Source organism: Streptomyces sp. NPDC057302 (assembly GCF_042667685.1).
Taxonomy (GTDB): Bacteria; Actinomycetota; Actinomycetes; order Streptomycetales; family Streptomycetaceae; genus Streptomyces.
In genome coordinates, this window is record NZ_JBHUZJ010000001.1 from 1 (window position 1) to 21,802 (window position 21,802).

Consider the following 21,802-nt stretch of genomic DNA (forward strand, 5'->3'; position numbering starts at 1 on the left):
CGGTAGCGACATCGCTACCGGGGCGGACCCGTATCGGTCGGCCGAGGTCGGCCGAGGTCAGCCGAACGTCACCGAGCTGATCCTGTCGTCGAAGCCGATGGCCGACAGGTCGGCCACGTCGCCGTCGATGACCTTGGACGTGCCCTTGCAGTCGGGGGACGTCCAGAGCTTCATCGAGCCGCTCACGGAGATGGACGACGTCACCTTCGGGCGGGCGACGTTCTGGCAGCCCGCGCCCGCCACGCCCTGCGCGGGGCCGTTGTCCGAGAACTTCGCGTCGTCGAAGAGGATGGCGCTGCTCGCGGGCGCCGCCTGGGGCTGGTCCGGCGTCCCGGTCGGCTCGGCGCCGGCCGGTGCGCCGGACTTCTGGCCGTCGGGCCGGACGCCGAACCACGTGCCGCCCACGCCCTGGCCGTTGGTGTCGCCTGGCTTGAGGTCCTTGCTGAAGCGGTAGACCGGCCAGCCGCCGACGGTGACCTGGCGGGTACCGTCGTCCCGCCTGACCACACCGACGTCCGACGCGTTCACGCCGTCGACGAAGATCTTGCTCCCGGAGTCCACGAGGACCGGCGGCCAGGTGGTGGCGCAGGCGTCGTTGCAGGTGGACCTGGAGGGTGACGCCGTGTCCTTGTCGAAGCGGTAGAGGGTGAAGCCCGACCCGTTGACGACGACCGGGTCGAGATCGCCCGCCCGGGACGCCGACAGCTGCACCCACTTGCGCTGCACCGGCTGTGACGCCGCCTTTCCGGGCGGGTTGGCCCAGTCCCCGGTCTTCTTGGGCGCGTTGTTCTGCCGCGCGGTGCCGGACTTCAGGGCGAGGTCCATGGAGCCGTCGGCGGCGGGCGCGGAGGAGGACGACTCGGCGTCCGGGGTCTTCGCGGTGCCGGAGCCGTCGTCACCGCCGCACGCGGAGAGCAGCAGGACCCCCGCCGCGGCGAAGGAGGCGAAGAAGGTGGTGCTCCTTGCGGTGTTCTTGCTGAACATCGGAGATCTCCCTATATCGGCGTTCGGATCACTTCGCGTCGCTTTGGTGCGTTCGAAGCGTGAATACGGACGCCGCTCGGCCCGGCACTCATCGATATGGCGACCGAGACCAAACCGAGACAATGTCTAAACTGGGATCATGTCCGGACGGTCTGCGGGGTCGCGCGCGAGGGTGCGCATGAGGCCGCGCGCGGGCACATGTGTCACTGCCATTCCCTATTACTGAAACGCGTTCTACTGTGTGCGCCGTCAAGCCCGAGCCCGGGGAGCCAGCGAAAGCAGGAGGGGCCGTGCACCTCGAATACACGCCTGAGCAGCGGGAGTTGCGCACAGAGCTGCGTACGTACTTCGCCGAGCTGGTGCCCGACAACGCGTACGCCCGCTACGCCGACCCCGCCACCCAGAAGCAGTTCTACCGCGAGACCATCCGCCGCCTCGGAGCCGACGGCTGGCTCGGCGTCGGCTGGCCCAAGGAGTACGGCGGCCGCGGGCTCTCCCCGATGGAGCAGTTCATCTTCTTCGACGAGGCCGCCCAGGCAGGCGTGCCCCTGCCGCTGATGGCGCTGAACACCGTCGGGCCGACCCTGATGCAGTTCGGCACCGACGAGCAGAAGGCGTACTTCCTGCCGAAGATCCTCTCCGGCGAACTCGACTTCGCGATCGGCTACAGCGAGCCGGACGCGGGCACCGACCTCGCGGCGCTCAAGACGAAGGCGGTCAGGGACGGCGACGAGTATCTCGTCAACGGCCAGAAGATCTGGACCACCAACGGCGACACCGCCGACTGGGTCTGGCTCGCCGTCCGCACCGACCCGGACGCCCCGCCCCACAAGGGGATCACCATGCTCCTCGTACCGACGAGCGATCCCGGCTACTCCTGCACCATCATCAACACCCTCGCCTCGCACGACACCACGGCGAGCTATTACGAGAACATCCGTGTCCCCGTCTCGCGCCGGGTGGGCGAGGAGAACAAGGGCTGGCGGCTCATCACCAACCAGCTCAACCACGAGCGCGTCACGCTCGCCGCGCACGGCACCATGGCGATCCGCGCCTTCCACAACGTGCAGCGCTGGGCCGCCGACACCAAGCTCGCCGACGGCCGCCGCGTCATCGACCTCGGCTGGGTCCGCCAGCGCCTGGCACGGACGCACACCAAGCTGGACGCGATGAAACTCCTCAACTGGCAGATGGTCAACGCCGTCCAGGAGGGCACCCTCACCCCGCAGGACGCCTCCGCCGTGAAGGTCTACGGCTCCGAGGCGCGCAGGGACGCGTACGCCTGGCTCATGGAAGTGGTCGGCTCGGCGGGCTCGCTCAAGGAGGGCTCCGCGGGCGCGGTCCTCCACGGCGAGCTGGAACGCGGCTACCGCAGCGCCGTCATCTTCACCTTCGGCGGCGGCAACAACGAGATCCAGCGCGAGATCATCTCGTGGATCGGGCTCGGGATGCCGCGGGTGCGCCGCTGACGCCCTGGCGCGAGGGTCAGGTGCTGCCCGGATCGTCCAGCAGGGCGATGCTCACGGTGACGCACTTGCCGACCGCCTCCTGCCGCGCCTCGAAACGCTGGGCCACCGCAAGCACGATCTCCAGCCCGTGCTGCCCCACCCGGCCCGTGTCGGCGGCGCGGGCCCTCGGCAGGACACGGCCGGAGTCCCGCACCGCCACCTCGACCGCCCCGGCGACGATCCGCAGGTTCACCAGGATGGGGCCGGGCGCGTACTTGAAGGAGTTGGTCACCAACTCGCTGACGACCAGCTGCGTCAGATCCGTGGCGCGCCGCGAGACCGGAAGGCCGTGGTCGGCCTGCATCCGGGCGAGGAAGCCCGCGGCCAGCTGCCGCGCCCGGGCGATGCACGTGCTGGTCCCGTCCAGCTCGAAGGCGACCTCCGCGGTCCCCGCGGTCTCCGTAGCCGGGTCGTCCGGCGCCTTGCCGTCGTCACGCACGGCCTGTACGTTACCGCCGCCACGCCACACGGGGCTCCGAATGTGCAAGCATCGTCAGCATGGCTGAGGAACGCATGGCTGGCAGTGAACGAGCGCAGCAGACTCATCAGTTCTCCATCGTGTCCACGCCGCTCGACGACCGGACGGTCCTGACGCTCGCGGGTGAGATCGACCTGGACACCAGTGCCCACGTCCGCCAGGCGCTCGAGTCCGTCGACGCGCCCGGTGCCCGCGTCGTCATCGATCTGCGACGGGTCACTTTCATGGACTCCAGCGGCATCAACGTCTTCATCGCGGGCCACCGGGCTCTCACCGCGGCCGGCGGCTGGCTGTGTCTCGCCGCCCCCGCGGAGTCCGTGGCCCGAACCCTGGAGATCGTCGGCATCGCCACCCTCATCGACATCTGTCCCACGCTCGACGAAGCCCTCGACAGGTGACGCCGGCCTCCCGGCGGCCCCGCCGTTCATGATCCGTGCAGATCCGCGGCGAGCAGCGCGATGTCGTCGTCCTTGCCCCTCCCGAACGTGTTCAGGAGATGGTCGCTGAGGTCCTGAAGCCCGGCCGGACCAGCGATGACCGCCTCCATGAAGGCGTCGAGCGTGGCGTTCAGCGACCTGTTGCGCACCTCGACCAGGCCGTCGGTGACGAGCAGCAGCCGGGTGCCCGGTGGTGTGGACAGGGCCGTCGGGGCGGGGTGGGGCGCACGCAGTCCGAGTATCGGACCGTGCGGAGTGTGGAAGCGCGCATGGCCTTCGGGGCCGATGACGAGCGGCGGGATGTGACCGGCGTTGGCGACCTGCAGACGCCGTCCCCCGGGCTCGACGAGGACCAGGCAGAGGGTGGCCGTCACGGTCGGCTGTGAGTGGGCCAGCAGGGTTTCCAGGCGGTCCAGGATCCGCTGCGGCGGGTGTCCCTCGATGGCGTAGGCGCGCAGCGCGTGGCGCAGCTCGCCCATCACGGTGGCCGCGCTGAGCGAGTGGCCGAGCACATCGCCTATGGCCAGCAACAGGCCGTCGGCGGTGGGGATCGCCTCGTAGAAATCGCCGCCGATCTCCGCGTTCTCGGACGCGGGCACGTAGCGGAAGGCCAGGTCGATGCCGTCGACGGTGGGCAGGTCGCTCGGCAGGAAAGAGCGTTGCAGGGCGAGGGCGAGCGTGTGTTCCTCGTTGTAGGTTCTCAGCGCTTCGAGGGCCAACGCGCAGGCGTGGGCCAGCTGTTGCAGGAGGTGCTCGTCGTCCGTCCCGGTGAGCGCGTCGGAGGGGACGGCGAGGCAGACAGGGGGGCGTCCGCGCTTGGTCCGGGCCGCCGCCATGGCGATGTTCCCGCCGAGGTGGTCCGCGCTCAGCAGCGCCTGCCACTGTCCCCGTGCGATCCGGGCGACCGTCGCACCGGTCCCCTCGCCCAGGTTCTGCTGGAGCAGCCGGTCGAGCACGTCCGGCCGGGCCGCCTGTGTCCGGGTCGGTGTGGCCGGTCCCGCACTCGTGCTGTGGACCGCCTGCCCTTCGGGCGAGAGGAAGACCGCGCTGGCCGGGGTCGACAGCAGACGCGCGGCGCCACCGGTGGCCGCGGAGGCGAACGAGTGGAAGCCGATGGCGCTGTAGACGGACATGGTCGCCTGGTTGAGGGTGAGGAGCCGCCGGGCGAGTTGCTCGGCCCGGCGCCGTGCTCTGGCGTAGCGCAGCGTGGCCGTGACCGTGGCGAGCAACTCCCCGGGGTCCAGGGGCTGGTTGAGGTAGGCGTCCGCGCCTCGCTGGAGCCCTTCGGCGTGATCCTCCGCGCTGACGGCCGACGCGGAGATGTGGATGACGGGCAGGGCGGCCGTGCGGCCGTTGCTCTTGATCTTCTCGCTCAGCTCGAAGCCGCTCATGTCCGGCAGACGCACGTCCACGATGGCGACCTCCGGCAAGGCGGCGCCTGCCGTGGCGAGATGCTCCAGGCCCTCGCCCGCGTTCCGCGCGCCGATCACGACGTGCCCGGCACGCGCCAGCCAGCTGGTGAGGAGGTACCGATTGGTCTCACTGTCCTCGACGATCAGGATGGTGGCGGGAGCGGCGTCCTGAGAGCTGTCGGTCACTGTGCGCCTCCGCCGGTTTCCTCGCCGCGGCCGTGCGGTCCGTCCACCGGGACGAGCACCTCCACACGGGTGCCGACCCCGGCAGTGCTGGTGAGTTCGAGCGTGCCCCCGAGCAGTTCGGTGAGGGTGCGGGCGTAGGGCAGCCCGAGCCCCGTCCCCGCGTGCCCGCTCTGGTGGGGGCCCCGGACCTGGTAGAACTCCTCGAAGACCCGGCCGAGTTCCGCTGCCGGGATACCGACTCCCGTGTCGGTGATCGTGACGCGCAGCGACGGCGACGACCGTTCGCCGCTGATGCCGACATCCAGCCGCACTTCACCCTCGTCGGTGAACTTGCAGGCGTTGGACATCAGATTGCGCAGGACGTGGGTGAGCAGTTTCTCGTCCGTGATCACCGTGGGGAGATCCTTCAGGTCCGGGGTGACGAGGGGGACACCCTTGGCTCCGTAAGTGCCCTCGAAAGTGGCGCTGAGCTGGGTCACGAGCAGACGCAGGTCGACCGGGGCGCGGTGGACGTCGAGCAGACCCGATTCGGCTTTGACGACGTCCAGAAGATCGCTGACGAGCGACAGGACGGTCTGCCCCGACGCCTCGATCAGCGTGATCTGCCGTCGTTGCTCCGGCGACACCGGTTCCGAACCGGGGTCCATCAACAGCCGGGCCAGGGCGACGACGGAGTTTATCGGCGCCCGCAGTTCGTGGCTGATGTTGGTCCAGAACCGTGTCTTCGCCTCGCTGGCCTCTCGGAGCAGGCGGGACTTCTCGTCCAGTTCCGAATGCAGGGCGAGCACACCGATGTTGGTGGTCTCCAGTTCCTTGGTGAGCTCGGAGTAGAGGGCGAGCACCCCCTGGTTGGTCTCCTCGAGCTCCTCGTTGAGCCGGAGCAGTTCTTCCCGCTGGGCTCGCGTCTCCTCCAGTGTCGCGATCAGATCCCGCGTCTGGGCCCGGAGGAAGTCGGCCTCCGTGGCCGGACCGGCCCGGCCCAGGGACCGGGCCAGGCGCTCATCCATTTCCGTGGCCGTGAGGTGGTTCGCCGGAAGCGGCTGGCGGATGGTGACGAGGCCGTGCTTCTCGTGGGGTTCGTACTCGATCACGACGAGCCTGGAGACCAGTTGCAGGGTCTCCACCGTCGGTTCCAGGCCACGGCCCCATTCGAGCGTCACGACGAGAGTGGGCTGCTCGCCGGACTCGGAACGGAAGGAGACGGTCCCCGGGCCGCAGCCGAGCCGGTCGCGGCCCAGCTCGCTCAGCGCGGTGGCGAGGCGGACCTGGTCCTGATGCTCGAGGCCGAGCGCCGCGGCAGCCCGCTGCGCCCCGCGTCGGAGCCGGAACACGTCCTGCGCCGATGCGAGGTCGAGGGACGTCGCCGTGCGCGGCCCGCGGTCGGCGGCCCGTGCCACGGGAACGTGTCGGGGAGAGTCAGCGGGCACGCTCGTCCCGCCCTTCGCCGGTCACCAGACCCCCTTCACCACCACCACGCTGGCATCGTCCCGGCGCACACCGGCTTCACGCAACAGCTGCCCGGCCATGACGAGCGGCGAATGGTGCAGAAGCCCGGGGAGAGCCGTGTGATCCCAGCGCTCGGTCAGTCCGTCGGAATGCATGGCCAAGGCGCCGCCTTCGGGCAGCGGCGCCTCGAAGGTCCGCAGACGGCGCATGTTCACGCCGACGATGCCGGGCACCGAAAGCAGCGTCGTGCGGGCGTCGTGACCGATGAGGAAGCCGCTGATGTTGCCGATGCCGCAGTACCGCACCCGTAGCGCCGCCGGTTCGATCCTGGCAACTGCCGCCGCGCCGCCCCGCGTTCCCCGCAGAGCGCGGTGGATCGCCCTCATGATGTCCTCGGGATCGGTGGCGGGCGTGTCGTGGAACGCCTCTACGGCCGCCGCGCTGGCGCGGGCCGCCAGCGGGCCGTGCCCCAGGCCGTCGCACATCATGACGAGAACGGCGGGCCGGTCAGAACCAGTTGCGGTGGATGCGCCCGTGCCCGTCTCCGCACCCGTCTGCGCACCCGTGTCCGCGTCCCTGTCCGCACCCGTGTCTACGTCCGTGTCGAGTCGGGCACTCCAGGCGTCACCACAGGTGATCTCACCACTGATCGGCCGTGTCACTCCCGAGACGCCCTGCCGCCCGGCCGACAGGGCCGCCGTCACTCCCTGGTCGTCCGCCTGGCGGGACCAGAACTGCGCCGCCATGACCGTCCCCTTGCCGGGCACGGAGTGGACGTCGAAGTGGTCGGCGAGCCTGACGACGGCACCGAGTCCGATGCCGAGCGTGCCGGCGCTGGAGGCTCCGTCGGCCAGCGAGGCGGACACGTCGACCATGCCAGGCCCCGAGTCGACGGTGACGAACTCGACCGCGGCTTCGTCGTCCGTGTGCAAGGTCCGCAGCAGCAGCGCACCGTCCGTGGCGTGGCGCTGGATGTTGGTGGCGGCCTCGGTGACGGCCAGGGCGACCTCCGCGGCGCGATGCGTGTCGAGACCGATCCTCCGGGCCAGCGCGGCCGCAGCTCCGCGAGCCGCGGTCGACAGGGAGGGACCGTCCCGGAACCAGCTCATGTCCCTGCTGGCCAGTATGATCCGCGTCTTCACCGGGCCCACTTGACGATGGTGACCGTGGTGCCCACGCCGGCCTCCGTCACGAGTTCGAACTCGTCGACGAGGCGCCGGGCGCCGCTGAGCCCCAGGCCGAGACCGGCTCCCGAGGTCCAGCCGTCCGTCATCGCGAGCCCCACGTCCGCGATGCCGGGCCCACCGTCCTCGAAGACCGCCGCGACTCCCTGGCGGCCGTCCCTTTCGACGACCCCTGCCGTGACGGATCCGCCACCCCCGTAGACGAGGGTGTTGCGCGCCAGTTCGCTCGCCGCCGTGATCATTTTTGTCTGGTCCACGAGCGACAGACGGCACCGCTGTGCCAGGGTGCGGATGGTCTGCCGGATGCTCACCACGTCCCTGTTGTGCGTGATGGAGCAGACCTGCGGCGCTTCCCCGGGCAGCCAGGGCGTGCTCACGCCTCGTCCGCGGGGGTGGAGCGCTGTAGTCGCGCCAGTCCCTTTTCGAGGTCGAGAGCCGTGCTCACTCCGCCCAGCGAAAGTCCGAGTTCGACGAGCGTGATGGCGACGGCGGGCCGCATCCCGACCACCACGGTCTTGGCGTCGAGCATGCGGGAGATGTCCGCGATCGTCGCCAGCATGCGCCCGACGAAGGAGTCGACGATCTCCAGCGCCGTGATGTCGATGATGACGCCCCGAGCCGCGCGGTTCACGATCTGCTCGGCCAGGTCCTCCTGCAACTGCAGGACGGTCTGATCCTCCAGGTCGAACTGGATGGACACCACCAGCACCTCACCGATCCGCAGGATCGGTACCCGCTCGGTCACAGCTGCCCGGCCTTGCGGGCGACCAACTCGACGCCCGATTTCTTCAGGGCCAGTTTGAGCGCGTCCGCGAGGCTCGCCTTGGTGACGATGCCGTCGAACTCGATGCCCAGCGCCACGATCGTCTGCGCGATCTGCGGGCGGATGCCGGAGACCGTGCACTCCGCGCCCATGAGGCGGGCCGCGACGATGGTCTTGAGCAGATGCTGAGCCACCTGCGTGTCCACCGCCGGTACGCCGGTGATGTCGATGATGGCCTGCTCGGAACCGGTGTCCACCAGTGCCTGGAGCAGCTTCTCCATGACGACCTGGGTCCGCGCGGAGTCCAACGTGCCCACCAGGGGCACCGCGATGACGCCGTCCCACAGCCGCACCACGGGCGTGGACAGCTCCATCAGCTGTTCGGCCTGCGCGGAGATGAGCTCCTCGCGGGTCCGTGTGTACGTCTCGATCGTGAACAGGCCGAGGCCGTCGAGCACGCGGCTGAGGCGTCCGAAGGCGCGGATCTCCTCGGGGGAGCCGTCCTGGAGCACGGGCTCCAGGACCTCCTTCAGCGCGAACAGACTCACCGCCGTCTCCGTGGGCGAGAAGCCCTGCCGCGCCCTGTTTCTCGACAACTCCGTCAAGAGGGCCCGCACTTCCGACATCTGCTCCCCGTGCACGTCACCGGCGCCCTGGCTCAGTGCCTGCAGCAGCGCTTCGTGCAACTCGCCCAGCTCGCGGCTCAGTTCGGCGACACTGACGCGACCCTTCAGCGTGCTCAGGACTTGCTGCACCCATTCCCCGGCCACGTCCCGGCCCTTGACCGACAGCAACCCCACCAGCTCGACCGCACTGCCCTGCTCAGCCACGTGACGACTCCCCATATTTGTCATATTCGGCTTCGCGCCGCAGCGTACGACACGGTGATATGGCGAGTGAGGCGATCCGGGGAAGCTCACCGGTACGGGTTCCGTCGCGCTGTCTCTCTGGTATGGCGCGATGTATTGACACGGCTCGAGGCGCGGGTCAGCATCTCTTCCAGATTAATTAACTATCTAGTGCGTTAACTGTGAGCGCGTGCCGGGTGCATGCCGCTCGCCCCTCGCCTCCGTCCCCGAGGAGTTCACGTGTCCGCTCACCCACAGCCCGACCAGGCGGCCGTGCCGCCTCAGGGCAGGCCACGCAAGGCCGCCTTCGCCGCCTGGATCGGCAGTGCGCTGGAGTACTACGACTTCTTCATCTACGGCAGCGCCGCCGCCCTCGTCTTCCCCAGGGTCTTCTTCGACCCCGACGACCCGGCCACCGCCACCCTGATCTCGCTCGCGACCTTCGGCGTCGCGTACGCCGCCCGCCCCCTGGGGGCCCTCGTTCTCGGCCACTTCGGCGACCGGCTCGGCCGCCGGAAGATCATGGTCTGGACGCTGGTCCTGATGGGCCTGTCCACCTTCCTCATCGGCTGTCTGCCCACGTACGCGCAGGTCGGCACCGTCGCTCCGGTGCTGCTCGTGCTGATGCGGGTGTTCCAGGGGCTGTCCGCCGCCGGTGAGCAGGCCAGTGCGAACGCGATGACCCTGGAGCACGCGCCCGAACGCCGGCGCGGCTACTACACGAGCTTCACCCTCAACGGCACCCAGGCCGGGCAGCTCCTCGCGACCCTGGTGTTCCTGCCGGTCGCGGCCCTGCCGGACGAGCAGTTGTACAGCTGGGGCTGGCGCGTTCCCTTCCTGCTGAGCGCACTCGTCGCGGTCGCCGGGTACGTCATCCGCCGCACCCTGGAGGAGACCCCCGTCTTCCAACAGGCCTCCGCCGACCAGGAGGTGGCCAAGATGCCGCTGGCGGAGCTGCTCAGGAACCACTGGGCCGCCGTGCTGCGGGTGGTCGCCGCCGCGCTCATCGCCACCGTCAGCACGATCTTCTCCGTCTGGGCCCTCTCGTACGCCACCAGTGACGCCGTCGGCCTTGACAAGACGGGCATGCTCTGGGTCGCGGGCAGCGCCAACGCGGTGGCTCTCCTCGCCATCCCGCTCTGGGCCAGGCTCTCCGACCGGATCGGCCGCAGGCCCGTCTTCCTCGCCGGCGCACTCGGCAGCGGGGTGATGATCTTCGTCTATCTGTGGGCGATCTCGACCGGCAGCTACCCGCTGGTCTTCGTGACCGGAGTGCTCCTGTTCGGCGTCGTCTACAGCGCGGCCAACGGCATCTGGCCCTCGTTCTACGGCGAGATGTTCCCCGCCAGGGTCCGTCTCTCCGGCATGGCCATCGGCACCCAGATCGGGTTCGCCGTCTCAGGGTTCGCGGTGACCTTCGCGGCCCAGATCGACGGCCCCGAAGGCGACGACTGGCTCGGCGTCGCCCTCTTCACCGCCGCCTTCTGCGTGATCTGCGCGATCGCCGTGGCCACCGGGCGCGAGACGCACCGCGTGCCCACGGCCGATCTCGGCCTGCGCCCCGACGACGCGAAGACACCGGCGGCGGCCCGTGCGGCGGCGGCGCACTGAACAGGACCCTCGACCAAACGCCGCCGCGTCGGCAGAGCGCCGCCCCGCCGGGCGCACCCTTTCGAGCCATGATCGACCGTACCCAGCCGACCCCCGGGAACTCTTGATGACCTCGTACCTCACCGGCCTGATCGGCTCCGGTATCGGCCCCTCCCTGAGCCCCGCCCTGCACGAACGCGAGGCGGACCGGCACGGGGTGCGCCTCGTCTACCGCACCCTCGACATCGACGTGCTCGGCGTCGCGCCCCAGGCCGTCGGTGAGCTGGTGCGCGCCGCCCAGCGCCTCGGCTTCGACGGGCTGAACATCACCCATCCCTGCAAGCAACTGGTCATCGAGCACCTGGACGAGCTCGCCCCCGAGGCAGCCGAACTCGGCGCCGTGAACACCGTCGTCTTCAGGGACGGACGCGCCGTCGGGCACAACACGGATGCCACCGGCTTCGCCCAGTCCTTCGCCCGCGGCCTGGCCGACGCCCCGACCGGCGACGTCGTGCAGCTCGGCGCGGGCGGGGCAGGCGCCGCGGTGGCGCACGCGCTCCTGAACCTCGGTGTCGACCGGGTCACCCTGGTCGACACCGACCGGGCCCGCGCCGCCGTCCTGACCGCCGCGCTGACCGCGCGCTTCGGGAAGGGCCGCGCGCTGTCCGCACCTGCCGACACCCTGGCCGAGCGCCTCGCCGAGGCGGACGGTCTCGTGCACGCCACACCGACCGGCATGGTCGCGCACCCGGGCCTGCCCCTGCCGGTCGCGCTGCTCGGGCCCGGCCTGTGGGTGGCCGAGGTCGTCTACCGGCCGCTGGAGACCGAGCTGTTGCGCGAGGCTCGCGCCATCGGCTGCCGCACCCTCGACGGCGGAGGCATGGCCGTCTTCCAGGCGGCCGACGCCTTCCGGCTCTTCACCGGCCTCGAACCGCACACCGCACCGATGCTCGCCGACCTCGGCGATCTGGCCGCCTTCCCGGCCTGACAGGAGAACAGAGAACATGCGGAAATCGATCGCCACCGTCTCGCTCAGCGGCCCGCTGTCCGAGAAGCTCACCGCTGTCGCCACCGCCGGGTTCGACGGCGTGGAGATCTTCGAGAACGATCTGCTCGGCGGTCCGCTCAGCCCGGAGGAGGTGCGGCTGCGCTGCGCGGATCTGGGGTTGGGCATCGACCTCTACCAGCCGTTCCGCGACTTCGAGGCCGTCCCCGCCGACACCCTGGCCCGCAATCTGCGGCGCGCGGAACACAAGTTCGCCGTGATGGAGCGCCTCGGCGCGGACCTCCTCCTCGTCTGCTCCAGCGTCGCCCCCGAGTCGGTCGACGACGACGCGCTCGCCGCCGGGCAACTGCGGCTGCTCGCCGAGCGGGCCGCGGATCACGGCATCCGCATCGCCTACGAGGCCCTCGCCTGGGGCAAGCACGTCAGCACGTACGACCACGCCTGGAAGATCGTCGAACAGGCGGACCACCCGGCCCTCGGCACCTGCCTCGACAGCTTCCACATCCTCTCCCGGGGCTCCGACCCCAAGGGCATCGCGGACATCCCCGGCGAGAAGATCTTCTTCCTCCAGCTCGCGGACGCACCGCTGATGGCGATGGACGTCCTCCAGTGGAGCAGGCACTACCGCTGCTTCCCCGGCCAGGGCGGCTTCGACCTTGCCCCCCTGGTGGCCGCCGCCGTACGGGCCGGATACCAAGGGCCCCTGTCGCTCGAAGTGTTCAACGACGTCTTCCGGCAGGCAGGCGCGGCCTCCACCGCCGTCGACGCGCTCCGCTCGCTGCTCCTCCTCGAGGAGTCGGCCGGTGTCTCCGTGCTCCCCGCCGCGCCCGCGCCCTCCGGCTTCGCCTTCGCCGAGCTGACCGCCGCCGACACCGAACCGCTGCGCGGCGTCCTGGAGGCCCTCGGTTTCGCCCACACCGCGCGGCACACCTGGATGCCGGTCGAACTGTGGGAACAGGGGGAGGCCCGGATCCTGCTCAACACCGGTGTCAGCGGACGCCGTCAGGATCCGGCGCTGACCGCCATCGGCGTGGAGACCGCCGAGCCGGACCGGGCCGCACGGCGCGCCGAGGCGGTGCTCGCCCCCGTGGTGCCGCGCCGTCGGGCGCCGCTCGATGCACCCCTTGACGCGGTCGCCGCACCCGACGGCACGGAGGTCTTCTTCTGCCGCACGGAGCAGCCCGACCACTCCAGCTGGACCGGCGACTTCACCGGCCTACCGCCGCGCGCCGCGCCGCCGGAGCGGGGCGAGACGGCCGGGGCCATCCGCCGCATCGACCACATCGCCCTCACCCAGCCCTGGCACCAGTTCGACGAGGCATCACTGTTCCACCGGGGCGTGCTGGGCCTGGAGCCGGACGGCAGCCTCGACCTGGCCGATCCCTACGGACTCGTACGCAGCCGGGCCGTCGCGTCACCCGACGGCGGTGTGCGCATCGTCCTCAACATCGCCCCGGCGCCGGACGCGGAGGGCGCCCGCCTCCAGCACATCGCCCTGGCGACGGACGACATCGTCGGCGCCGCCCGGCGCGTCCTGGACAGCGGCGCGGGCCTCCTTCCGATCTCCGCCAACTATTACGACGACCTCGACGCCCGGTACGAACTGGACCCGGAGCGCCTGGCCACGCTGGCGCGGCTCGGCATCCTCTACGACCGGGACGGGGGAGGAGAGTTCCTGCACTGCTACACCGCCACGGTCGGCCGCGTCTTCTTCGAGCTGGTGCAGCGCACGGGCGGCTACCGGGGCTACGGAGCCCAGAACGCGGCCGTACGGCTCGCCGCCCAGCATCTTCACCAGCACTAGCGGCCCCTTCACCGCCATGAGCCGGAATCCTCACCGGCATTAGACTGACCGGCGCCGATGAGTCCGCCCTGAGGAGCCGCATGGCCGCCGCCGTCCCCCCGTCGTCCCCGCCCGCCAAGCGCACCCGGGACGCGGCCCGTACGCAGGGGGAGATCCTCGACGTGGCCACCGAGGAGTTCGCGCGGATGGGCTATGCGGGGGCGAGGGTCGACGAGATCGCCGCCCGTATGCGGACCACGAAGCGGATGATCTACTACTACTTCGGCAGCAAGGACCAGCTGTTCACCGCGGTCCTGGAGCGTGCGTACAAAGTCATCAGGCACGAGGAGCAGCAGCTCGACGTCGGGCACCTCGATCCGGTGTCCGCCATCCGCCGCCTCGCCGAGCTCACCTTCGACCACCACGAGGCGCACCCGGACTTCATCCGCCTCGTCAGCATCGAGAACATCCACGAGGCGCAGCACATCGCCGCCTCGCCGAGTCTGGCCTCCCTCAGCTCCCCGGCGATCGACGTCATCGCCTCCATCCTCGAAGTCGGGCGCGAGGAGGGCGTGTTCACGGCCGAGGTGGACGCCGTCGACCTGCACGCGATGATCAGCTCGTTCTGCTTCTTCCGGGTCTCCAACCGGCACACGTTCCGCGCGCTCTTCGGCCGCGACCTCACCGAGGCGCCCCGCCGCGAGCACTACCGCACGATGCTGGGGGACATGGTCATCTCCTACCTGACCTCGGACCGCCCCGACGCGAACCACCCTGACACGGACCGGAGTTGACCCTGCGACGGCCGGCCCCGACCCCGACCCCGACCCCGGCCCTGCGCCCGCGTCACTGATCCCGGGCCGGGACCACCATCACCTCGGTCCCTGCCGCACGCACCGCACGCACCTGCTCGGCGGGCGCCGCGCGCTCCATCATCGCCCGCTTGACCTGCACCGTTTCCGGTGAGGTGTGGTAGCAACGGCCGTTCGTGACCGCCGTCGTGGACATGAACAGGACGTCGGCGCGAAAGGCGCGGACCGCGTCCGCCGTGTGCAGGCCCATGAAGGCACGAGGAGGGTCGCGGCGGCCCGCGCGAGCTGCTGCTTGGTCTGCGCCATGGTGGCCATGCGCTCCGCGACACTGCCGTGGAACTGCGCCGACGGCAGCCCCGTCGCACCGCCCCGCACCTTGCGCAGCCAGCCCTGCGCCTGAAGGGCGTCCAGATCGCGGTGCGCGGTCATGAGGCTGACGCGGAACTCGTCGGCGAGGTCCGCGGTCCGCGCTGAGCGTGGCGCGCACAGGTCGCGCACAAGGCGGCGGACATCGTGGCCGCGGAGGTCGGCCGCTTCCTGCGCGGTGACCCGCTCGCGCACTGCGCCAACCCCGCGGTGCTCAAGCTGGGTTGAGGCCCCGGTCGGCGGCGTAGCCTGCGATCAGGAGGTGGTTGTATGCGCGAGGCATCCTCGTCGGAGCACCCGGTGGCGGCGGACCCGGGGCTCTTCGGGCCCTCGTCCGTGACCTGGCAGATGCACGGCGACCCGATGATGTGGGTCGCCGGGATCCGCGCCCTGTATCTGCAGGCCCTGCATCCCCGAGCGGTCCGCGGCGTCATGCAGAATTCCGACTTCAGGAAGGACGCCTGGGGCCGCCTCATGCGCACCGCCAACTTCGTGGGCACCACCACGTACGGCACCACGGAGGTCGCCGAACACGCGGGCGCCCGCGTCCGCAAGATCCATACGATGCTCAAGGTCACCGACCCCGGCACGGGGGAGCGGTACGGCGTCGACGAGCCCGAGCTGCTGCTCTGGGTGCACTGCGCCGAGATCGACTCCTATCTGCACGTCGCACGCCGGTCGGGGTTCCGGCTGACCGACGCGCTCGCCGACCGGTATGTCGCCGAGCACCGGGAGAGCGCCCGCCTGGTCGGCCTCGACCCCGCCGACGTTCCGGCGTCGACCGCCGCACTCGCCGCGTACTTCGAGCGCGTGCGGCCCGAACTGGCCGCGGGAGCCGAGGCGCGCGACGTCGACGACTTTCTCCAACGTCCCCCGACGCACGTCCTGTTGATCCCGGCGCGTGCCCTGTTGTGGCGGCGCGTGGCGAATCTGGCGTACGCCTCGCTGCCGCCGTACGCCCACGAGCTGTACGGCAGGACGGCCCCGCCGCCCGCCACCGTGACCCGGCGGCTCGTCACCACCGGCACCATCCTGCGCACCGTTCCCGCGCGTCTACGCTGGCAACTTCCCCCGAAGCACATTCTGCGCGCCATGGCCAGGCTCGGCCCCGGCACCCGGCCTGCCCCGTACAAACTCGACAGGCGGGCAGCCATACTGGACGGGCCGGGGAGGGCGAAGCGAGGCAACGGGGGCGACGGCGGGAGATGGCGGACACCAGGCTGATCCAGGGCCGGTACCGGCTGCTGGACCTGATCGGGCGCGGCGGCATGGGCGAGGTCTGGCGTGCGCGCGACGAGTCCCTCGGCCGCAGGGTCGCGGTGAAGTGCCTCAAGCCGATGGGGCCGCAGCACGACCAGTCCTTCACCCGCGTGCTGCGCGAACGCTTCCGGCGCGAGGCACGCGTCGCGGCGGCGCTCCAGCACCGGGGCGTCACCGTCGTCCATGACTTCGGTGAGCACGACGGCGTCCTCTACCTGGTCATGGAGCTGCTCGAAGGGCGCAACCTCAGCCAGCTCCTGGAGGACAACAGACAGCATCCGCTACCCGTCGACGACGTCGTGGAGATCGCCGACCAGGTCGCGTCCGCGCTCGCGTACACCCATGAACAGGGCATCGTGCACCGGGACCTGAAGCCCGCGAACATCATGCGGCTCACGGACGGCACGGTGAAGATCTGCGACTTCGGCATAGCCAGGCTCGGCCACGACATCGGCTTCACCTCGCGCCTGACCGGCACGGGCATCGCGATGGGCACACCGCACTACATGTCGCCCGAGCAGATCAGCGGCGCCCAGGTCGACCAGCGCAGCGACCTCTACTCCTTCGGCTGCGTGCTGTACGAGATCGCCACCGGGGCGCCGCCCTTCGATCTGGACGACGCCTGGGCGGTGCTCGTCGGCCACCGCGACACGGCGCCCGAGCCGCCGCGCACGCACCGCGACGAACTGCCCGAGTACTTCGAGGAGATCGTCCTGGACCTGCTCGCCAAGGAGCCGGACGAGCGGCCCAGCGACGCGCGCGAGCTGGGGCGTCGCATCGTCACGGGCCGCGCGGTCCCTTCGTACGTCCCGACCGTCCTCACCCCGCCCGTGCGCCGCCCCGAGCAGCCGCCCTCGCGCGAGCCGAGGCTGCCCTCGTGGACCCGCGGCATGACGACCGGCCACAAGGCCAACGGCGTGTCCGAGCTGCGGACCACACCGCCCGACACGGCGGCGGGCCTGACCGGCGAGTGGATCCCGCGCACCGACGCGCGCCGGGCCGCGACCCCGCGCCGTCCCGAACGGCCCACGCCGTCAGCCGAGGTGGTCGCCACCCTCGTCAGCCGGCACAACGCGGGCCTGAGCCTGGGGCGCCTTGGCCGCTGGGCCGAAGCGGGCGAGGTGCACCGCGCGGTGGCCGCCGAGCGGGAGCACGCCCTTGGCCCCGACCACCCGGACACGCTCGCCAGCCGCTACGAAGTGGGCTTCACCCTCAGCCGCACCGGCCGGGCCGCCGACGCCCTGCGCGAGTACGGCCGCGTCGCCCAGGGCAGGGAGCGCACCCTGGGCCCCGACCACCCCGACACCCTCGCCGCCCGGCAGGAGATGGCGTACGTCATGGGGCAGTTGGGACGGCACTTCGAGGCGCACCAGATGTACACGTCGGTGCTCGCCGTACGGGAGCGGGCCGCGGGCGCCGACCACCCCGACACCCTGCGCTGCCGGCACAACCTGGCCTACAACCTCAGCAGGCTCGGCCGCCTGGAGGACTCCTACCAACTGGCCCGCGAGGTGGCGACGGCCCGCGCCCGCGTCCTCGGCGCCACCCACCCCGACACCCTCGTCACCCGCTACGAAGTCGCCTACGCGCTGGGCCAGTTGGGGCGCTGGCCCGAGGCGCTCCAGACGTACCGCGAGGTCGCCGACGCGCGGGTGCGGGCGCTCGGCGCCGACCACCCCGACACCCTCGCCGCACGCTACGAGGTGGGCATCAGCCTCGGCAGGCTCGGCCGCAGCGGCGAGGCCCTTGAGCTGTACCGCGACCTGATCGACGACCGCAGCCGCGTGAACGGCCCTTCCGACCCCGAGACCCTGCGCGCCCGGCACGGCCTCGGCGTCAACCTCGGCCGCCAGGGCCGCTGGGAGGAAGCCCTGGCCGAGGCCCGTGACGTCTGCGCGATCCGCGAACGCGTCCTGGGCGGCGACCACCCGGACACCCTGGTCAGCCGCCGCGAGGTGGCCGTGGGCCTGGGCTGGCTCGGCCGCTGGGCCGACGCCCTGACCGAGTACCGCAGGGTCGCTGCCGCGCGTGAGCAGGTACTTGGCGCCGACCATCCCGACGCCCTGGCCAGCCGCAATGACGAGGCGCACTGCCTGGAGCAGCTGGGCCGTGGGACGGAAGCGGTGGAGCTGTACCGCCGGGTCGCCGCGCTGCGGCAGCAGCGGGCCTCCGGCGGGCATTGACTCGCTGGGGCGCGTCGGCTCGCGGGGCGCGTGGGGAGGGCGTCTTCGGTCCGTGGTCGACTGCCGGCGCGTCGTGGCCGGTCGCGCGCACGCGGCGGAGCCGCATATGTCACAGCCCCGCGCCCCTTCGGGGCGCTCTCGTGCTACCAAGAGCTATGCCTCCTCGCGATCGATACGACGCCGTCATCGTCGGCGGTGGTCACAACGGACTCGTCGCCGCCGCCTACCTCGCCCGCGCCGGACGTTCCGTCCTGCTCCTTGAGCGGCTCTCCGGCACGGGTGGCGCAGCCGTGTCCAGCCGCCCCTTCGCCGGGGTGGACGCCCGGCTCTCGCGCTACTCGTACCTGGTCAGCCTTCTGCCGCGGAAGATCGTGCGGGACCTCGACCTGGACTTCCGGGTGCGCACCCGCACCGTCTCCTCCTACACCCCGACCGAGCGCGACGGCAGCCCGGCGGGCCTGCTGGTCGGCGGCGGCGACGCGCGCACCAGGGAGGCGTTCGAGCGGCTCACCGGCGGCCCGCGGGAGTACGAGGCGTGGCGGGAGTTCTACGCGATGACCGGGCAGGTCGCCCAGGAGGTGTTCCCCACGCTCACCGAGCCGCTGCCCACGCGCGAGGCGCTGCGCGAGCGGATCGGTGACGAAACCGCCTGGCGCGCGCTCTTCGAGGAGCCCATCGGCGCCGCCATCGAGGAGCGGTTCGACGACGACCTGGTGCGCGGGGTGGTGCTCACCGACGCCCTCATCGGGACGTTCGCCGACGCCCACGACCCGTCCCTGCGCCAGAACCGCTGCTTCCTCTACCACGTCATCGGCGGCGGCACCGGCGACTGGAACGTGCCCGTCGGCGGCATGGGCGCGCTCACCGGCGCCCTCGCCGCCGCGGCCCGCGCGGCGGGCGCCGAGCTCGCCACGGGCCACGAGGTCACCCGCATCGAGTCGGACGGGCAGAGCGCCGAGGTCACCTACCGCACGCCCGAGCGCGAAGCCACCGTCGCCGCCCGGCACGTCCTGGTCAACGCCTCGCCGCAGGAGCTCGCCGCCCTCGTCGGCGACACACCGCCCGCCCCGGCCGAAGGCGCCCAGCTCAAGGTGAACATGCTGCTCGACCGGCTGCCGAGGCTGCGCGACACCTCGGTCGACCCGTACGAGGCCTTCGCGGGGACCTTCCACATCGGGGAGGGGTACGGGGAGCTGGCCACCGCGTACGCGCAGGCCGCGGCCGGTGAGCTGCCCGCAGCGCCACCCTCCGAGATCTACTGCCACTCCCTGACGGACCCCAGCATCCTCGCCCCCGAACTCGTCGAGCGAGGCTGCCAGACCCTCACCCTCTTCGGACTGCACACGCCCGCCAGGCTCTTCGCCCACGACAACGAAGCCGTACGGGCCGAACTGCTGAAGTCGACGCTGGCCCAGCTGGACGCGCACCTGGCCGAGCCGATCGCCGACTGCCTGGCCACGGACGCCGAAGGGCGCCCCTGCATCGAGGCCAAGACCCCGCTGGACCTGCAACGCGATCTGCGCCTGCCCGGCGGCAACATCTTCCACCGCGATCTGGCCTTCCCCTACGCCCAGGACGGCACGGGCCGCTGGGGCGTGGAGACGCGGCACGCGAACGTCCTGTTGTGCGGGGCGGGCGCCGTGCGCGGCGGCGGGGTCAGCGGCATCCCCGGGCACAACGCGGCCATGGCCGCGCTGGGGGAGTAGGGCGGCGGATCCGATGACCCGTCTTCAGTCGGCCGACGGGGTCCAGCCCACCGCCTCGATGCGGGCGGCGTCGGCGGGCCGTGCCTCGTCGAAGGCGGTGCGGCCACCGTCCTCGACCCGCAGCCCGTCGGCGTACGCGCCGCGCCCCACGTAGAGCTGGTCCGTCGCGTACCGCCAGCGCAGCCGGACCTCTTCGCCCCGCAGGTCGGAGAGGTCCGCGGTCAGCCGGTGCCAGACGCGCCCCGACCAGCCGGACGCGGTGCCGTCGGCGTGCAGGCGGGGATCCGAGCCCCGGTGCTCCGTCGTGAACGGCACCGGCTGCCACGTCGTGCCGTCGTCGCGCGAGGCCTCCAGGCGCAGCTGGTCCGAGCCCGGCTCGGTGTCCCACCACAGCGAACACCGCAGCCGCGCCCGGCCCGTGGTGAGGGTGAGCGGCGGCAGGGTCAGGGTGGCCGATGCCGCGTTCGCCATGCCGGAGAACCACGCGGTGCGCCCGCGCGCGGGACGGACCGCGACGGCGCGTGCCATGCGGTTCGCCGCCGCCACCCGGGGAGCCGACCCCGAGCGCCAACTGCGCACCGGGTGGACCGAGTTACCGAGGACGACGAGGAACGAGTCGGTCGTCGGGTCCAGGACCAGGGACGTGCCGGTGAATCCCGTGTGGCCCGCGGTGCGCGGTGTCGCCATCGCGCCCATGTACCAGTGCTGGTAGAGCTCGAAGCCCAGGCCGTGCTCGTCGCCGGGGAAGGCGGTGTTGAAGTCGGTGAACATCAGCTTCACGGACGCGGCGGAGAGGATGCGGGCGCGGCCGTAGACCCCGCCGTTCAGGAGCGTACGGCCGAGGATCGCGAGGTCCCAGGCGCAGGAGAAGACGCCCGCGTGTCCGGCGACCCCGCCGAAGCCGAAGGCGTTCTCGTCGTGCACCTCGCCCCACACCATCCCGCGGTCGAGGCCCGACCAGGGCGGGCGGGCGTCCTCGGTGGCGGCGATCTTCGGCTGCCAGGACGCGGGCGGGTTGTAGCGGGTGCGGTGCATCCCGAGTGGAGCGGTGATCTCGTCGTGGAGCAGTGCGTCCAGACGGCGGCCCGTGATCTCTTCGAGGACCAGCTGGAGCGAGATCAGATTCAGGTCCGAGTAGAGGTACTTGGTGCCCGGCGGGTTGAGCGGCGCCTCCTGCCAGATGAGGCGCAGCTGACCCTCGCGCGTGGGCTCCTTGTAGAGGGGGATCCAGGCACGGAACCCCGAGGTGTGGGTGAGGAGCTGGCGGACGGTGATGTCCTGCTTGCCCGCGCCCCCGAAATCGGGGAGGTACGAGGCGACCTTGGCCTCCAGCTCCAGCGTGCCCCGCTCGATCTGCTGCACCGCGAGCAGCGAGGTGAACAGCTTGGAGACGGAGGCGAGGTCGAAGACCGTGTCCTTGGCCATCGCGATCTGCCGGTCGGCCGGCAGCTCGACGCCGGTGTCGGTCTTCTCGTCGTACGAGGCGTAGCGCACCGCCTTGCCGATCGGCCGGTGCAGCGCGACCGTGCCGCCGCGGCCCGCGAGCAGGACGGCGCCCGCGTACCAGGGGTGCTTCGGTGAGGGACCGAGGAACTGCTCGGCGTCGACCACCAGTTGCCGCAGATGGCCGGCGAGCAGTCCGGCCCGCTCGGGAGTGCCGGGGCGCAGCGTCGGATGCCCGGCGCCGCCCGCGGAACCCTCCGCCGCCGCGGCGGGGCCCGCGGGGAACGGCACCAGGGCCAGGGCCCCGCCCAACGCGATCGCCCGCGCGCCCAGTTGGCGTCTGCTGAGGCCGTCACCGGCCGCTCTGTCCGCCGCCCCGTTGTCCTCGGCCATGACCGTGCCCCCTC

The 21,802-nt window shown here is 71.4% G+C and carries 19 protein-coding genes; 9 read left to right on the forward strand and 10 right to left on the reverse strand.

Features of this window, described 5'->3' with window-relative positions:
* Positions 1-57: 57 nt before the first annotated feature.
* Positions 58-984: a hypothetical protein gene (locus ACFUPX_RS00005; RefSeq protein WP_383313365.1), complete on the reverse strand. Its 927-nt coding sequence runs from the start codon at positions 982-984 to the stop codon at positions 58-60.
* Between the two features lie 290 nt (positions 985-1,274).
* Between ACFUPX_RS00005 and ACFUPX_RS00010 the strand changes: the two genes are divergently transcribed.
* The gene (locus ACFUPX_RS00010; RefSeq protein ID WP_383313367.1) at positions 1,275-2,453 is read left to right on the forward strand and encodes an acyl-CoA dehydrogenase family protein; all 1,179 of its coding nucleotides are present in this window, start codon (positions 1,275-1,277) and stop codon (positions 2,451-2,453) included.
* 16 nt (positions 2,454-2,469) lie between these two features.
* Here ACFUPX_RS00010 and ACFUPX_RS00015 read toward each other — a convergent pair whose 3' ends face one another.
* Positions 2,470-2,931 (reverse strand): ATP-binding protein, encoded by a 462-nt coding sequence (locus ACFUPX_RS00015; protein WP_383313369.1) that lies wholly within the window; start codon positions 2,929-2,931, stop codon positions 2,470-2,472.
* Positions 2,932-2,990: 59 nt separating this feature from the next.
* Between ACFUPX_RS00015 and ACFUPX_RS00020 the strand changes: the two genes are divergently transcribed.
* Positions 2,991-3,368, forward strand: coding sequence for an STAS domain-containing protein (locus ACFUPX_RS00020; protein ID WP_383313371.1), 378 nt, complete (start codon positions 2,991-2,993; stop codon positions 3,366-3,368).
* A gap of 26 nt (positions 3,369-3,394) precedes the next feature.
* Here ACFUPX_RS00020 and ACFUPX_RS00025 read toward each other — a convergent pair whose 3' ends face one another.
* The 6 genes from ACFUPX_RS00025 to ACFUPX_RS00050 are packed head-to-tail and all read right to left on the reverse strand — an operon-like array spanning position 3,395 to position 9,228.
* Positions 3,395-5,005, reverse strand: a complete 1,611-nt coding sequence (locus ACFUPX_RS00025) for a SpoIIE family protein phosphatase (protein ID WP_383313373.1) — start codon at positions 5,003-5,005, stop codon at positions 3,395-3,397.
* On the reverse strand, positions 5,002-6,402 hold the full coding sequence (locus tag ACFUPX_RS00030; protein WP_383313375.1) for a sensor histidine kinase: 1,401 nt from the start codon (positions 6,400-6,402) through the stop codon (positions 5,002-5,004). Before ACFUPX_RS00030 ends, ACFUPX_RS00025 begins: the two co-directional genes overlap by 4 nt.
* 51 nt (positions 6,403-6,453) lie before the next feature.
* Entirely contained in the window at positions 6,454-7,602 is a 1,149-nt protein-coding gene (locus ACFUPX_RS00035; RefSeq protein WP_383313377.1) for an ATP-binding protein, read from the reverse strand.
* Entirely contained in the window at positions 7,590-7,997 is a 408-nt protein-coding gene (locus tag ACFUPX_RS00040; protein WP_383313877.1) for an ATP-binding protein, read from the reverse strand. The genes ACFUPX_RS00035 and ACFUPX_RS00040 overlap by 13 nt, the downstream gene beginning before the upstream one ends.
* 11 nt (positions 7,998-8,008) lie before the next feature.
* Positions 8,009-8,380: an STAS domain-containing protein gene (locus tag ACFUPX_RS00045; protein WP_383313379.1), complete on the reverse strand. Its 372-nt coding sequence runs from the start codon at positions 8,378-8,380 to the stop codon at positions 8,009-8,011.
* The gene (locus tag ACFUPX_RS00050; protein WP_383313381.1) at positions 8,377-9,228 is read right to left on the reverse strand and encodes an STAS domain-containing protein; all 852 of its coding nucleotides are present in this window, start codon (positions 9,226-9,228) and stop codon (positions 8,377-8,379) included. The genes ACFUPX_RS00045 and ACFUPX_RS00050 overlap by 4 nt, the downstream gene beginning before the upstream one ends.
* Before the next feature lie 258 nt (positions 9,229-9,486).
* Between ACFUPX_RS00050 and ACFUPX_RS00055 the strand changes: the two genes are divergently transcribed.
* The 4 genes from ACFUPX_RS00055 to ACFUPX_RS00070 all read left to right on the forward strand — a co-directional run bounded on the left by ACFUPX_RS00055 (position 9,487) and on the right by ACFUPX_RS00070 (position 14,419).
* Positions 9,487-10,857 (forward strand): MFS transporter, encoded by a 1,371-nt coding sequence (locus ACFUPX_RS00055; RefSeq protein WP_383313383.1) that lies wholly within the window; start codon positions 9,487-9,489, stop codon positions 10,855-10,857.
* A 106-nt stretch (positions 10,858-10,963) separates the two neighbouring features.
* Positions 10,964-11,824, forward strand: a complete 861-nt coding sequence (locus tag ACFUPX_RS00060) for a shikimate dehydrogenase (protein WP_383313385.1) — start codon at positions 10,964-10,966, stop codon at positions 11,822-11,824.
* Positions 11,825-11,840: 16 nt separating this feature from the next.
* The gene (locus ACFUPX_RS00065; protein ID WP_383313387.1) at positions 11,841-13,646 is read left to right on the forward strand and encodes a bifunctional sugar phosphate isomerase/epimerase/4-hydroxyphenylpyruvate dioxygenase family protein; all 1,806 of its coding nucleotides are present in this window, start codon (positions 11,841-11,843) and stop codon (positions 13,644-13,646) included.
* 80 nt (positions 13,647-13,726) lie between these two features.
* Positions 13,727-14,419: a TetR/AcrR family transcriptional regulator gene (locus tag ACFUPX_RS00070; protein ID WP_383313389.1), complete on the forward strand. Its 693-nt coding sequence runs from the start codon at positions 13,727-13,729 to the stop codon at positions 14,417-14,419.
* A gap of 52 nt (positions 14,420-14,471) precedes the next feature.
* Here the strand turns inward: ACFUPX_RS00070 and ACFUPX_RS00075 are convergent, their stop codons facing one another.
* Entirely contained in the window at positions 14,472-14,687 is a 216-nt protein-coding gene (locus ACFUPX_RS00075) for a hypothetical protein (RefSeq protein WP_383313933.1), read from the reverse strand.
* Between the two features lie 386 nt (positions 14,688-15,073).
* On the opposite strand from ACFUPX_RS00075, the gene ACFUPX_RS00080 reads away from it, so the two are divergent.
* The 3 genes from ACFUPX_RS00080 (at position 15,074) to ACFUPX_RS00090 (ending at position 19,952) form a co-directional block, all read left to right on the forward strand.
* Entirely contained in the window at positions 15,074-16,027 is a 954-nt protein-coding gene (locus ACFUPX_RS00080) for an oxygenase MpaB family protein (protein ID WP_383313390.1), read from the forward strand.
* Complete coding sequence (locus tag ACFUPX_RS00085; protein WP_383313392.1) at positions 16,009-18,246, forward strand: tetratricopeptide repeat protein; 2,238 nt, start codon at positions 16,009-16,011, stop codon at positions 18,244-18,246. Before ACFUPX_RS00080 ends, ACFUPX_RS00085 begins: the two co-directional genes overlap by 19 nt.
* Before the next feature lie 155 nt (positions 18,247-18,401).
* Complete coding sequence (locus ACFUPX_RS00090) at positions 18,402-19,952, forward strand: phytoene desaturase family protein (protein ID WP_383313394.1); 1,551 nt, start codon at positions 18,402-18,404, stop codon at positions 19,950-19,952.
* A 24-nt stretch (positions 19,953-19,976) separates the two neighbouring features.
* Here ACFUPX_RS00090 and ACFUPX_RS00095 read toward each other — a convergent pair whose 3' ends face one another.
* Positions 19,977-21,788: a serine hydrolase gene (locus ACFUPX_RS00095; RefSeq protein WP_383313396.1), complete on the reverse strand. Its 1,812-nt coding sequence runs from the start codon at positions 21,786-21,788 to the stop codon at positions 19,977-19,979.
* Positions 21,789-21,802: the final 14 nt, after the last annotated feature.

Excerpts from the sequence above, each read along its gene's own strand:
- ACFUPX_RS00005 (WP_383313365.1), bottom strand. The coding sequence starts at position 984 with ATGTTCAGCAAGAACACCGCAAGGAGCACCACCTTCTTCGCCTCCTTC.
- ACFUPX_RS00020 (WP_383313371.1), top strand. The coding sequence starts at position 2,991 with ATGGCTGAGGAACGCATGGCTGGCAGTGAACGAGCGCAGCAGACTCAT.
- ACFUPX_RS00060 (WP_383313385.1), top strand. The coding sequence starts at position 10,964 with ATGACCTCGTACCTCACCGGCCTGATCGGCTCCGGTATCGGCCCCTCC.
- ACFUPX_RS00065 (WP_383313387.1), top strand. The coding sequence starts at position 11,841 with ATGCGGAAATCGATCGCCACCGTCTCGCTCAGCGGCCCGCTGTCCGAG.
- ACFUPX_RS00070 (WP_383313389.1), top strand. The coding sequence starts at position 13,727 with ATGGCCGCCGCCGTCCCCCCGTCGTCCCCGCCCGCCAAGCGCACCCGG.
- ACFUPX_RS00075 (WP_383313933.1), bottom strand. The coding sequence starts at position 14,687 with ATGGGCCTGCACACGGCGGACGCGGTCCGCGCCTTTCGCGCCGACGTC.
- ACFUPX_RS00080 (WP_383313390.1), top strand. The coding sequence starts at position 15,074 with ATGCGCGAGGCATCCTCGTCGGAGCACCCGGTGGCGGCGGACCCGGGG.
- ACFUPX_RS00085 (WP_383313392.1), top strand. The coding sequence starts at position 16,009 with ATGGCGGACACCAGGCTGATCCAGGGCCGGTACCGGCTGCTGGACCTG.
- ACFUPX_RS00090 (WP_383313394.1), top strand. The coding sequence starts at position 18,402 with ATGCCTCCTCGCGATCGATACGACGCCGTCATCGTCGGCGGTGGTCAC.
- ACFUPX_RS00095 (WP_383313396.1), bottom strand. The coding sequence starts at position 21,788 with ATGGCCGAGGACAACGGGGCGGCGGACAGAGCGGCCGGTGACGGCCTC.